This is a genomic window from Chryseobacterium sp. (assembly GCF_029240215.1).
Taxonomy (GTDB): domain Bacteria; phylum Bacteroidota; class Bacteroidia; order Flavobacteriales; family Weeksellaceae; genus Chryseobacterium.
In genome coordinates this window covers 634,377-648,739 of the sequence record NZ_JARBTK010000001.1, presented here as the reverse complement: position 1 = coordinate 648,739, position 14,363 = coordinate 634,377, and the positions used below count along the sequence as shown (strand labels likewise).

The 14,363-nt window shown below is 34.2% G+C and carries 8 protein-coding genes; all 8 read left to right on the top strand.

The genetic code is table 11. The annotated features are described in order from the left end of the window. The first annotated feature begins 66 nt into the window (after positions 1–66). The 8 genes from K0R77_RS02900 (at position 67) to K0R77_RS02865 (ending at position 14,219) form a co-directional block, all read left to right on the top strand. On the top strand, positions 67–2,340 hold the full coding sequence (locus K0R77_RS02900) for a family 20 glycosylhydrolase (protein WP_300347237.1): 2,274 nt from the start codon (positions 67–69) through the stop codon (positions 2,338–2,340). 37 nt (positions 2,341–2,377) lie between these two features. Further along, positions 2,378–3,373: an isoaspartyl peptidase/L-asparaginase family protein gene (locus K0R77_RS02895; protein WP_300347234.1), complete on the top strand. Its 996-nt coding sequence runs from the start codon at positions 2,378–2,380 to the stop codon at positions 3,371–3,373. Positions 3,374–3,432: 59 nt separating this feature from the next. Further along, positions 3,433–4,095: a copper homeostasis protein CutC gene (locus tag K0R77_RS02890; protein WP_300347231.1), complete on the top strand. Its 663-nt coding sequence runs from the start codon at positions 3,433–3,435 to the stop codon at positions 4,093–4,095. Positions 4,096–4,243: 148 nt separating this feature from the next. Next, a complete protein-coding gene (locus K0R77_RS02885) occupies positions 4,244–6,742 on the top strand; it encodes a glycoside hydrolase family 2 protein (protein ID WP_300347228.1) in 2,499 nt (832 codons plus the stop codon). Between the two features lie 24 nt (positions 6,743–6,766). Then, positions 6,767–7,675 (top strand): AEC family transporter, encoded by a 909-nt coding sequence (locus K0R77_RS02880; protein ID WP_300347225.1) that lies wholly within the window; start codon positions 6,767–6,769, stop codon positions 7,673–7,675. Between the two features lie 409 nt (positions 7,676–8,084). Beyond that, positions 8,085–10,532 (top strand): primosomal protein N', encoded by a 2,448-nt coding sequence (priA, locus tag K0R77_RS02875; protein WP_300347222.1) that lies wholly within the window; start codon positions 8,085–8,087, stop codon positions 10,530–10,532. Between the two features lie 159 nt (positions 10,533–10,691). Next, complete coding sequence (gene dacB, locus K0R77_RS02870) at positions 10,692–12,161, top strand: D-alanyl-D-alanine carboxypeptidase/D-alanyl-D-alanine-endopeptidase (protein ID WP_300347219.1); 1,470 nt, start codon at positions 10,692–10,694, stop codon at positions 12,159–12,161. 144 nt (positions 12,162–12,305) lie between these two features. Continuing rightward, positions 12,306–14,219, top strand: coding sequence for a M1 family aminopeptidase (locus tag K0R77_RS02865; RefSeq protein ID WP_300347216.1), 1,914 nt, complete (start codon positions 12,306–12,308; stop codon positions 14,217–14,219). The last annotated feature ends 144 nt before the right edge of the window (positions 14,220–14,363 follow it).

The following is a 14,363-nucleotide window of genomic DNA, read 5'->3' as shown; positions in this document are numbered from 1 at the left end:
AGTTAAATTATAGACTTAAATTTTTCAGAAAAGAATTATATTCGCTAAAATCTAAACTCAACAAAAATGCTGCGTATTCTACTGGTTTTTTCTGTGTTACTTTCAGGCTTGTTTTTTTCTCAAAACAAATTAAATTTAATTCCTTATCCGCAAAAAGTTGAGTTTCAAAAAGGAGAATTTATTATCCCTGAAAATTTCATTTTAGATGAAAATCTGCCAAAACAAGAAACTGAATACTTCAAAAAACATTTTAATAAAGTATTCGTTTTTAAATATGGAAATTACAAAGAGGGAATTCATTTAATAGAATCTTCATATCCGCCAAAAATATCGCATTTACCAACAAATGAAGAACAAAAAAAAGAAAAATATACCATTCATATTTCTTCAAAGAAGATCGTCATCAATTCATATACAAAGCAAGGGTATTTTTTAGCACTTCAAACACTGATCCAGTTATTCGAGCAGTATAAAGATGAAGGGAAAATTCCCGCGATGAAGATTGAGGACGAGCCCAAATTTGCATGGCGTGGAATGCATTTGGATGTTTGCCGCCATTTTTTTACGGTTGAAGAAGTAAAACAATACATCGATTATTTAGCAATGTATAAACTCAACACTTTTCATTGGCATTTAACCGATGATCAGGGTTGGAGAATTGAAATAAAAAAATATCCAAAACTCACACAAATAGGTTCAAAACGTAAAGAATCAATGATCGGAGCTTATGTTGACAATACCTTCGACGGAAAACCTTACGGACCGTATTTTTACACGCAAGATCAGATAAAAGATGTTGTAAAATATGCTCAGGATCGACATATTACGGTAGTTCCCGAAATTGAAATGCCCGGTCATGCTTTGGCTGCTTTGTCCGCTTATCCTGAATTGGCGTGTACAAAAGGTCCTTTCGAGCCGGCTACAAAATGGGGCGTTTTTGATGATGTATTTTGTCCGAAAGATGAAACTTTCACCTTTTTAGAAAATGTTTTAGATGAAGTAATGACATTGTTTCCTTCGCAATATATTCACATCGGCGGAGACGAATGTCCAAAAACAAGGTGGAAGGAATGTGCTCATTGTCAGCAATTAATAGAGAAAAATAATTTGAAGGATGAACATGGCTTACAAAGTTATTTTATTCACAGAATTGAAAAATATGTAAATTCTAAGGGTCGAAAAATTATCGGTTGGGATGAGATTCTTGAAGGAGGATTAGCTCCAAACGCAGCTGTAATGAGCTGGACGGGAATTAAAGGTGGTATAGAAGCTGCAAAGTCAGGACATTTCGCTGTAATGACTCCGGGTTCTTATTGCTATTTCGATCATTATCAAGGAGATCCTGCAACGGAACCAAATGCTTTCGGTGGTTTTACGCCATTGGATAAAGTATATTCTTACAATCCGATTCCAACTGAATTAAATGCTGAACAGGCAAAATATATTTTGGGAGTTCAGGCGAATTTATGGACTGAATATATTCTTGATTTTAAACAGGTTCAATACATGATTTTCCCAAGATTATTTGCTCTTTCCGAAGTCGGATGGGGAACCTCTGATCCTGAAAATTATAAAGAATTTGAAGGAAGAGTCATCAATCAGTTCAAAGTTTTGGATAAAATGAATGTGAACTATGCGAAAAGTATCTACAACATTTCCGGAAAGGTAATTCCTAATAATAATGGAGTTTCTTACGAGCTTTCAACTTCACAAAATTCAAGTGGAATAAGATATACTTTAGACGAAACAGAGCCGAATGTAAATTCGCAAACCTATCAAAATCCGATTCCGGTTTCAAAATCAATGACGATAAAATCAGCTTATTTTGAAAACCGACAATTAAAAAGTGCCGTTTCTTCTCAACAATTTATAACATCTAAAACTACAGGAAAAACTATTACATTAGAACAGCAGCCGAGCGAAAATTATTCTTTCGGCGGATCTTTCACATTAGTTGACGGAATTGTTGGGAATATAAAACAATTGGGAAAAACGTGGCTTGGTTTTCAGGGAAAAGATGTTGTGGCAACAATTGATTTTGGACAAAAAACTAATTTTACAGAAGTTTATTTTAATACATTAGAAAACAAAGGAAGTTGGATTCATATGGCAAAATCTGCACAGATTTTTGTTTCTGTTGATAATGAAAATTTCAAAATGATTAAAGAAATCGAAAAAGACGAAATCCAAAACGCAAAAGGAAAAATTAAATTAAACGTAGGAGATCAAAATTCAAAATACATCAAAATTAAGATAAAAAATGCAGGAATTATTCCAGCAGGAAATCCGGGAGCAGATTCAAAAGCTTGGCTTTTCGTTGATGAAATTGGTGCAAACTAATTTACAATTCCTAAATACTAATACCTATTAAAAAACAATGAACTCACGCAGAAAATTTCTAAAAAACACAGCATTGGCGTCTTCCGCATTATTGTTGAATCCATTGGATTTAATTGCTAAAGATCTACCTGAAACCCATAATAAAGTTGTAAACAAACCGATTGTAATTTCCACATGGAATTTCGGTTTAAAAGCCAATGAAGAAGCCTGGACGATTTTAGCAAAAGGCGGAAAAGCTTTAGATGCTGTTGAAAAAGGCGTTCGTTTGGTAGAAAACGACCCGACTGAAAGAAGCGTTGGCTACGGCGGTCGTCCCGACAGAGACGGTAGAGTGACGTTGGATGCCTGCATTATGGATGAAAATTACAACATCGGTTCGGTTGCGGCTTTAGAAAATATCAAAAATCCGATTTCTGTTGCGCGAGCTGTGATGGAAAAAACACCACACGTCATGTTGGTCGGTGATGGGGCTTTACAATTTGCAGTTTCTCAAGGTTTTAAAAAAGAAAATATTCTGACAGCTGAGTCTAAAAAAGAGTGGAAAGAATGGTTAAAAGACAGCAAATATCAACCAATCGTAAATATTGAAAACCATGACACAATCGGAATGATTGCGTTGGATGCACAGGGAAATCTTTCCGGAGCTTGTACGACCAGCGGAATGGCTTTTAAAATGCATGGAAGAGTAGGAGATTCACCGATTATTGGAGCGGGTTTATTCGTTGATAATGAAGTAGGTGCAGCGACGGCAACAGGTCACGGTGAAGAAGTAATCAGAACGGTTGGAACTCATTTAGTGGTTGAATTGATGAGACAAGGTAGAAATCCGCAACAGGCTTGCAAAGAAGCGGTTGAGAGAATTGTGAAAATTACAAAAGCTAGAAATAAAAATTTGAAAGATATTCAGGTTGGTTTTATAGCCTTGAATAAGAAAGGAGAATATGGTTCGTATTGTATTCAGGATGGATTTAACTTCGCAGTGTATGATCAGAAAGGAAATCGTCTGGAAAAACCGGAGTTTGCTTTGAAATAGATTAAGAAATTAGAAATTAGAAATTAGAAATTAATTTTCCTAACCCTAATAAACCCCAAATGTCAAAAATAGAAATAGCCTGCTTCAACCCTGAATCAGCAATCATTGCCTTCGAAAATGGAGCCGACAGAATAGAATTATGCGACGGATTAAGCGAAGGTGGAACAACACCAAACTTTGAAACAGCAAAACAACTTAGAGAAAAAATAAACATCCCGATTTTTGTGATGATTCGTCCGAGAGGTGGAGATTTTACGTATTCTGACGCCGAATTTGAGCAGATGAAGAATGAATTAATTCAATTAAAATCATTGAATGTTGACGGCTTTGTTTTTGGAATTTTAGATAAAAATGATGAGGTGAATATTGAACAAAATAGAACTTTAGTTGAATTGGCAAATCCTCTTCAGTGTACTTTTCATCGTGCTTTTGACAGAGCAAAAGATCTGGAAAAATCTTTAGAAAAAGTAATTGATTGTGGTTTTAAAACAATTCTTACTTCGGGTCAGAAACCAAACGTTTCTGAAGGGAAAGAAAACCTTAAAAAGTTAGTTGAATTGTCCAACAGAAGAATCGAAATTCTTGTCGGTGGCGGACTTCGTTCAACAAATATTGAAGAAATCAGAGGAGTTACAAAAGCAGAATATTTTCATTCTTCTGCGATTACTGATGGTGGCGTTTTGGCGAATGCTGATGAGGTTGTAGCTTTGAAAAATAGATAATCTTAAACATCAACGGCCTGTTTGTCATTCAGAGCGGAACGAAGTGGAGTGAAGAATCTCTATTTGATTGTTTAGATTCTTCCTTCGTGAGAATGACAAACCAAGTGTTTTAAATTTTACGATTATAAATTCCATAAACCATTCATTAATGAACAAAACTATCCTTTTTGCTTTCTTTTTTATCCAAAATATACTATTTGCACAGTTTTCAAAACGAAATTTATCTTCTGAAAAATGGCAGTTCAAAAATGCAAAAGAAAATTCTTGGCTGACCGCCTCGGTCCCGGGAACAGTTCATTTGGATTTGATGAATAATAAAATCATTCTCGATCCTTACAAAGATGAAAACGAAAAGAAAGTTCAATGGATAGAAAATGAAGATTGGGATTATCAGGCTTTATTTACAATTTCAGCCAAGGAATTAGAAAATCAAAACATCGATTTGGTTTTTAATGGATTGGATACCTTTTCTGAAATTTATCTGAACGGAAAACTGTTGAGAAAAACAGATAATATGTTTAGGAAATGGGAAATTCCTGTAAAACAAAATTTAAAAATTGGAGGTAATTTACTGCAAATTAAATTCAAATCTGCGGTAAACGTCGGGAAAGAATTAGCAAAGAAAGTTCCTTTCAAAACGCCTGAATCTCCAAGAAGTTTTGTGAGAAAAGCGCAATATCAATTCGGATGGGACTGGGGACCGAGATTGGTAACAGCCGGAATCTGGAAAGATGTTAAGTTGAATTTTTGGAATAATGCCAAACTTGAAAACGTAAAAATAGAGCAAAAAATTTTAACAAAACAAAAAGCAGAATTAAATATTCAAACCGAAATTATTGCTGAAAAAGAAGGAAAATATGCTGTTTCAGTTAATAATCAATCAAATAATTTTCAATTAAAAAAAGGAAAAAATACCATTCAGATTCCTTTTACAATTAATAATCCAAAACTATGGCAGCCGAATGGTTGGGGTTATCCGAATTTATATGATATTAAAATTTCTTTACAAAATGAGTCGAAAAATTTAGATAATAAAACTGAAAGAATTGGATTAAGAACGGTCGAATTAATTCAGGAAAAAGACGCAAAAGGAAAATCTTTCTATTTTAAAGTCAACGGAAATCCAATGTATGCAAAAGGAACCAACTGGATTCCATCAGATAGTTTTTCGCCAAGAATTACCAAAGAAAAATATCAGAAACTCATCAGGGATTCCAAAGAAGCCAACATGAATATGATTCGCGTTTGGGGCGGCGGAATTTACGAGGACGACGAATTCTACAAAGCCTGTGACGAAAACGGAATTTTGGTTTGGCAGGATTTTATGTTTGCGGGAAGTTTTTATCCATCCGATAAAGAGTTTTTAAACAATGTAAAAGAAGAGGTGACAGATCAGGTCAACCGACTTCAAAATCACCCGTCAATTGCTTTGTGGTGTGGAAATAATGAAATTGATGAAGCGATTGTCAATTGGGGTTATCAAAAACAATTTAATTATTCAAAAGAAGATTCTATGCAGGTTTGGAAAGATTATAAAAAACTTTTTCATGAAGTTATTCCAAATGCAGTCAATGAAGTTGCTGTAAAAGATAAATCGATTTATTGGCCAAGTTCACCGTCAATCGGTTGGGGTCACAAAGCAAGTTTAACCAAAGGAGATTCTCATTATTGGGGAGTTTGGTGGGGCGAATTTCCATTTGAAATTTATAATGAAAAAGTGGGTAGATTCATGTCTGAATATGGTTTTCAGGGAATGCCGAGTTTGGAAGCTGTAAAATCCATGTTTTCTGATAAACCTAATTTAAGTTTAGAAAATCTAACCATAAAAGCTCATGAAAAAAATGCTCGCGGTTTTCATATTATTGATGAATATATGAAGCGTGATTATATTGTTCCGACAGATTTTGTGAAATACAATTATGTTTCGCAATTGCTTCAGGCTCGTGGAATGCAGATTGCGATTGACGCACATCGTCGTGCAAAACCTTACAATATGGGAACGTTGTATTGGCAGTTAAATGATTGTTGGCCGGTTATTTCATGGTCTTCAATTGATTATTTAGGAAATTGGAAAGCGTTGCATTATCAGATTAAAAGAAGTTTTGAAAATCAGGTGATTTTGATGTCGGAAGAGAAGATAGAGCAAGATGAAATCTTAAATTTTTATGTAATTAATGATAATTTAGAAAAGGTTGAAGATTTATATTTAGATTTTAATATTATGAAATTCAATGGTGAGAAAAAAGGTTCCGGAGGGTTAGCAGAGTCTAGTACTATAGAGTCAAACGGGATATTAAAATTTTCTTTTTCACTTGAAGAAATTATTGGAGATTCAAATAAAGATGAAATTTTTCTCGACATCACTGTTAGAGATAAAAATGAGAAAATATTTGCTAAATCTAATTATTTCTTTGCAAAACCAAAAGATTTAAAACTTTCAAAACCGACAATTAAAATCAAGAAAATTTCTGCAACTGAAATCGAAATTTCTACTGATGTTTTAGCAAAAGATGTTTATTTAATGGGAAGCACACATTTTAGCGACAATTTCTTTGATCTACTTCCAAAAACTTCAAGAAGAATCACACTTTCAAAACCTTTGGAAAAAATTGACGTAATGAGTCTTTGGGAAACAATGAATCCTTAAATTTGCAGAAATCTTATTACAATTATGGTAAATTTTGTTTTGATCGCTGTTTGTATTCTCGCAGGAATGATCTTAAAAGGAACAAAATCTATCCATCCCGATGCGCACAAAGGTATCAATACCTGGATTATTTATCTCGCTTTACCTGCTGTTTCGTTTAAATATCTTCCGAAAGTTGATTGGTCAACCGAAATGCTTTTTCCTATCATTTCAACTTTTATTATCGCATTCGGAAGTGGTTTGTTTTTCCTGATTTACAGCAAACGGAAAGGATATTCCGGAAGATCGAGAAGTACGCTCGAATTGGTAAGCGGTTATTGCAACACGTCATTCATCGGATTTCCTCTGATTTCTGCTTTTTATGGTGAAAGTTTTTTAAGCATCGCAATTATTTGTGATCAAACCATGTTTTTTGCCCTTTCAACTTTAGGAATCATCGCTGCTGTAAAAGGGGGAAGCAAATCTGGACAGGTAAGTGCACTATTTATTTTAAAAAGACTGGTTACTTTTCCGCCGCTTATTGGTTGTGTTGCTGCTTTAGTTTTATCTCAATTTGTAGATTTCACATTTGCCGAACCTTTTTTTGATAAATTAGCTGCAACGGTAAGTCCTTTAGCATTATTTTCTGTCGGATTACAATTAAAATTCAATGGCTGGAAAAAACTCATTCCACAAATGTCGGCTTCCATGTTTTATAAATTAATTTTATCTCCGGCAATTATTTTAGCATTCGCTTTGCTGATAGGAATCAAAGGTGATATTGCAAAAATTACCGTTTTTGAAGCAGCAATGCCGACCGTTCTTACCGCAAGTATGATTGCTGAACAGTTTAGATTAAACACAAAACTCACGAACCTAACGATTGGATTCAGCATTCTTGTAGGATTTTTTACGACGACGATTTGGTATCATATTATTGAATTTTTCTTTTAATTTTTTTAGGAGCTATTTCCAGCTTTTCGTTCCAATCTTTTTTTTCAAAAAAGGATTTCCACTGCAATCTGGGCTATGAGTTTTGTTATCATTTTCAACTTTTGTAATAACTATAACGTTTGTCATTTATTTCAAATATTTAGACTAGTCAGCGTCAAGTTTGTCCTTCCGGAGGAATCTCAACATAGGCATTTCAAATCCAATTTCGCTGAAATCCCTACGGAATGACAAACTTTGTGTTGATTTGAAAAGTGGAGATTGATTTTTTTGAGTGAAACCTTTTGCGAAAGAAAGTATCCTCAATAAAACAAATAAAGACTTTACTTTCTTTGCTTTTAAAAAATTTAACTTCACCTAAAAAATTGCAGTTCACAAAAGAAAAATTTAATTTTACACTTTAATTTTCCCCTTGCAGTACGCTCAAATTATTTTACCGCTCAATTTAAAAGGAACTTTTACTTACAAAGTTCCGGAAGAACTGGATTCAAAAATTCAGGAGGGAATGCGGGTTCTCGTCCCTTTTGGCGGAAAAAAAATCTACACGGGAATTATTTTTGAGCTGCATGATTTAGCGCCGGAAGATTTTGTTGCAAAAGAAGTCATCAGTATTTTAGATGATTATCCGATTGTTCCGTCTCAGCAAATTAATTTCTGGAACTGGCTTTCAAACTATTATCTCTGCAATTTGGGTGAAATTTACCGCTTTGCTTTTCCGTCTTCTCTGAAACTGGAAAGTGAAACCTATTTAAAGCTTAAACCAAATGCGGTCATTGAGTTTGAGAATCTCGATGTCAACGAAATGTATCTTGTTCAGGCTCTTGAAGTTCGTCAGTTGATTAATTTGACTGATATTGAAGCATTTATCCCGAAAAAGGAAATCATTAAAACGATCAATTCACTGATTGATCTTCAATATATTGAAATTGATGAGAAAGTTGCTGAAAAATACAAAGCTAAAGAAGTTGCCTATGTAAAAGTGAAAGATGAGGTTTTAGAAAATCAAAATCTTACAGAAATTCTTTTACAACTCAACAGAGCTAAAAAACAGAAAGAACTTTTCCTGAATATTATTGAAAAACAAACAGAAAATCCTGATTTGCACATCAAAAAATCAGAACTATTCGAAGACGGGTATTTTGGAAGTTCTCATTTTAAAGCTTTAGCAGATAAAAATTTGGTTGAAGAATATTATCTTCAAAAAGACAGAATTGAAAGTTATGAAGGCGAAATTGAAGAAATAGATGAACTTTCAGAAGCTCAGAAAGAGGCAAGAATTGAAGTTGATGAAGCGTTTGAAGAAAAGAAAAACGTTCTTCTTCATGGTGTCACATCATCCGGAAAAACCCATATTTATTTAGAGAAAATTGAAGAATGTATCAATGAAGGAAAAAATGTTTTGTTTTTACTTCCTGAAATTTCTTTAACGAAACAAATCACTCAAAGGTTAGAAAAAAAATATGGTCGACAACTGGGTTTTTATCATCAGAAACTTACTGATTTTGAAAAAGTTGAGGTTTGGCGAAGAATTAAAAATAATGACATTAAAATTCTGATTGCAACAAGAAATGCCCTATTTCTGCCTTATCAGAATTTAGGATTGATTATTGTGGATGAAGAGCATGATTCTGCATACAGACCGAGAGAGGTTTCTCCATTTTTTAATGCAAAAGATGCGGCTTTGGTTTTGGCCGGCTTTTATGATGCGAGAGTTATTTTGGGTTCTGCGACGCCTTCTGTCGAGAGTTATTATTTAGCCAGAAAAGAAAAATTGCAATATGTTTTCCTGAATGAAAGATTCGGAAATGTGAAATTGCCTGAATTTGAATTGATCAATTTTAAAGAAGCTCAGGATTCCAAAAAAGTTTCCGGGAATTTTTCATTGCAGTTGATTGATGAGATTAAAAAAACTTTAGACGAAAAAAATCAAACGATCATTCTTCATAATCGCCGTGGCTATGCAAGCGTCATAGAATGTGAGACTTGTGGTTATGTCAATTATTGTTCAAACTGTGATGTCGTTCTTACGTATCACAAGGCTGCCAACGAAATGAAATGCCATTATTGCGGTCAAAGAGCTTCAAAACCAAGAGCCTGCCCGAAATGTCATTCTGAAAATCTAAATGAAAGAGGAGTCGGAGTAGAGCAGATTCACGAGGAAATTTCAAAGATTTTCCCTGAAAATGAAGTAGACAGAATGGATGTTGATTCGATGCGGAAGAAATTTGCCTACGAAAAATTGTATGAAAAAATAGAAGATCGGGAAACCGATATCATTGTTGGTACTCAAATGATTTCCAAAGGCTTAGATTTTGATCATATCGAATTGGTAGCGATTCCCAAAGCTGATTCTATGCTGTATGTTCAGGATTTCAGAGCGGAAGAACGTGCTTATCAATTGATTACGCAGGTTTCAGGAAGAGCGGGAAGAGTTTCAGGTACTGGTAAAATTTTAATTCAGACTTATAATCCGGATCATTCTGTTTTTCAGTTGATTAAAATGAATAATGTGACGAAAATTTATAAATATTTTCTTACTGAAAGACAGAAATTTCATTATCCTCCTTTCACGAAATTAATCATGATCGAGCTGAAGCATATCAAAGATGATAAAGTTAACCGTGCTTCCCAGTTTTTAGGTTCTATTTTAAGAAAATATCTTCCGGAAGACTGTATTCTCGGCCCGGAAAGAGCGCAGATTGCAAGATTAAATAATTTATATCAGTTTCAGATCTTACTGAAGCTTCCACGAGGTAAAAACTATGATAAATTTAAAAACCTTGTATTATTAAGTTTAAAAGAATTTGATGAAATCACTGCTTATCAAAGCATTAAAAAAGAGGTTTTTGTAGATTTTTAACAATTTTTAACAAACTTTAAGCGGTTTTAGTATACTTTTATAGACTGCATTCTAACAATAATATCTACATTTGAACGTTTATTATGTGTTTGGATGAAAGTAAATGGTTTAACTTATCATATTTTATGCCATCCAAAGTATAACAAAAAGAAAAAATTGATGATAAATTACAGAAAGTATATTTCAGGTATTACGGTTTTGGCCACTGGTTTTTTCCTTGCTCAATCTACCGTATCTACAGTTCTTTATTCTCCTAATTTCGACAGCCAAAAAAGTGGATTAAATTTACCTTCGCCCGCTGCGGCGATTGAAAAAGCTTTTTTGTCACCCAAGGAACTTGTAGATGTAAGCGTAAACACCATGATGGCAGATCCCGTGCTGAAAAATGCAACCTGGGGATTTGTAGTCTATGACCCGAAAACGAAGAAGATTATTTCTTCTTATAACGAAAATACTCCTCTTGTTCCTGCTTCAACTACAAAACTTTTGACCACAGAAACTGCTTTGAATCTGTTGGGTGAAAATTATCGTTGGATGACACAGCTCGAATATTCTGGAGAAATCGACGAAAATGGAGTTTTGAACGGAAATCTATATATTGTAGGAAGCGGCGACCCATCCTTGGGAACCAATAAAGCAGGAGCATGGTCTTACAAAGAAATCGTTTCAGACTTCGTGAGCGGAATGTCTCGTGAGGGAATCAAAAAGGTAAATGGTGATATTATTATTCAGACAGCGCTTTTCAAAGGTAACATTTCGAGACTTCCGGAAAATGTTGTGTGGTTAGAAAAGAATAATTACTATCTTCCGGTTGGTACAACACGTGAGATCAATCCTGCTAACGAAAAACTGATCGTAAAGAAAGGTAACAACTTAGCTTCAGACAAAAAATATTTTTACGTTTCGCCTTATGCCAACCAAATGGTTTATGCTGAAAAATATGAAGGTGACGGAATTTTAACGACTAAACTTCCTGATGCTCCTGCATTTTTAGCCAATACTTTCAGAGCAACTTTGGTGAAAAGCGGAGTAGGTGTTACCGGAAAAGTAACTCCAAAAATGACCGATGCAGCACCAGAAAACAGAAAAATGATTTCTGCTTACAAATCTCCCACGTTGTCAGATATTATTTACTACACCAATCAGCGTAGTGATAACGGTTTGGCAGAAGCTTTATTAAAAACGGTTGGTTTCCAGAAAATGGGTGATCAGACTTCTGAATCGGGAAGAATCGTTGTAAACGAGCATTTAAAAGATGCAGCTTTTGATTTAGAAGGTTTAAATTATATGGATGGAAGCGGATTGTCGAGAAGCAACAAAGTAACTCCGATTTCTCAGGTGAAATATTTAACTTCATTGATGAATCAGAAATATTATAAAACTTATTTTGATTCTCTGCCGATTGCCGGACAGTCGGGAACTTTGAAAAGTATGTTTGTAACCGAAGGAAACGGACAGATTTTTGCTAAAACCGGAACTTTAAATAAAGTGAAAGCTCTTGCAGGTTATATCAAAACAAATTCAGGAAGAACATTGGTCTTTTCTCTATTGGTTAATAACTACGCAGGTTCTGTATCTCAGGTGAAAAGCAAAATGGAAAAAATTCTTCAGCCGACTTTAGATCTTTAGAAAATTTATCGAATTACTATACAAACCTTTTAATCTCAGATTGAAAGGTTTTTTTTATCTTTAACCTCTAATTTGTTGATAATGAATTTGATTTATATTTTGATCAAAAACCATTTCATCTAGACAATCGTATATTAAATAGATATGAAAAAATTTTACCTTCTAATTTTAAGTGTTTTAGTATTTCAAAACGTCTTAGCTCAGGAAAACCTTGAAATGAAAGGATTGATGGCTAAAGAAATGAAATCTTTTGCTGCTAAGATGAATATCGGAAATACCAATCCCAATACCTTAAACTACGATCTGCAATATCAGAGAATGGATGTTTCTATCAATCCCTCTGTAGCTCAAATTTCAGGTTCGGTAACTTCTCATTTCAAGCCAACTCAGACAATGAGCAGTATTTACTTTGATCTGAGTAATCAGTTGACGGTTTCTCAGGTTACTTTTCATGGGCAACCTTTAACCTTTCAGCAATTAGCGACAAAAGAAGTTAAAATAGATTTTACATCTGCTCTTCCTGCTAACGTGTTAGATTCATTAACGATACAGTATAACGGAGCTCCTCCTACAAACAATAATGCATTTTTCATCAATACACAAGGTGGAACTCCTGTTCTTTCTACTTTAAATGAACCTTATGGTGCGCAAGATTGGTTTCCTACTAAACAAAGTTTAAATGATAAGATTGAAAGATTTGACATCAAAGTAACAACACCATCACAATACAGTGTAGCGTCCAACGGAAAACTGATGAGCGAATCGATTTTGGGAAGCGGACAAAAATTAACCTTCTGGAGAACTCAATATCCTATAGCTGCATATTTAGTGGCACTTTCAATTACCAATTTTGTTAAACTGAATGATACGATGGGAACTCCGCCTTTCCCTTTTGTCAATTATATTTATCCCGCAACAGCAGCCAATACGACGAGTATGGCAAATATCGAATGGACGAAAACGGTGATGAACACCTTTGAAACTTTTTTTGGACCTTATCCTTTCAGAAATGAAAAATACGGTCATATGGAATTTACTGCAGGTGGCGGAATGGAACATCAAACGATGACTTCAATGGGAGGCTGGACTAAGCAATTAATTGCTCATGAGCTTGCGCATCAATGGTTTGGTGATAAAGTTACCTGTGGCGCATGGAATGATATCTGGCTGAATGAAGGTTTTGCAACTTTTGGTGAACACGTTGCCAATGAAAAGTTATTAATGACCAATACTCAGTTTTTAAATTATCTTCTCAATGAAAAAAATGTAATTACAAGTGCTCCTGGAGGAAGTGTTTATGTTGCTGATACCAATTTAGGAAACATAGGAAGTATTTTTGATGGGAGATTATCCTACTCAAAAGGTGGATATGTGGTAAGAATGATCAAATGGATCTTAGGTGAAACGTTATTTTATCAGGCACTGAAAGATTATCATGCAAGACCAAATTTAGCTTACAATTACGTGAAAACTTCAGACTTAAATGCTTCATTATTACAATCGACTGGAAAAGATTTCACCGGATTTTTCAATGACTGGATTTACGGACAGGGATATCCAATCTATGATATCCGATGGAAACAAACAGGAAATACATTGACTTTTAAAGCGACACAAACTCAAAGTCATGCTTCTGTGAGCTTCTTTGATATGCCTTTGCCAATCAAAGTCAACGGAACCGGAGGTCAGGTTGCATATTTTGCTTTAAATAATACTTCAAACAATCAATATTTTACAGAAACGGTAGCATTTCCGGTTGCGAGTGTAGAATTTAATTATGAATATCAGATTTTAGAAAAAAACTCGACTGTGACACTGGATAATAATTTGAGTACATCGGAGATTAAACCTGTAGAGTTTGCAATTTATCCGAATCCTGCGAAAAATGAGTTATTCGTTTCAGGCTTAAAAAAGCAAACCGATTATACTATTTACACAGCAGACGGAAGATTAGTAAAAAAAGGAAAAACGGAAAATAAAATTGATGTTTCCTCCTTTTCTAAAGGAGTTTACTTCATGACGATTGAGAATACTAATTTTAAGTTTGTAAAAGAGTAAGCTTTATTTTAAATCTTATAATAATATTTTATTTAAATGAAAGTCTTCTATTGTGAAGGCTTTCATTTTTTATAATGGTTGAAAAAATAATTAGACTCCATGTTATTCTGGTTAAATAAGTAGGCTATTGGATTTAAAAATTAT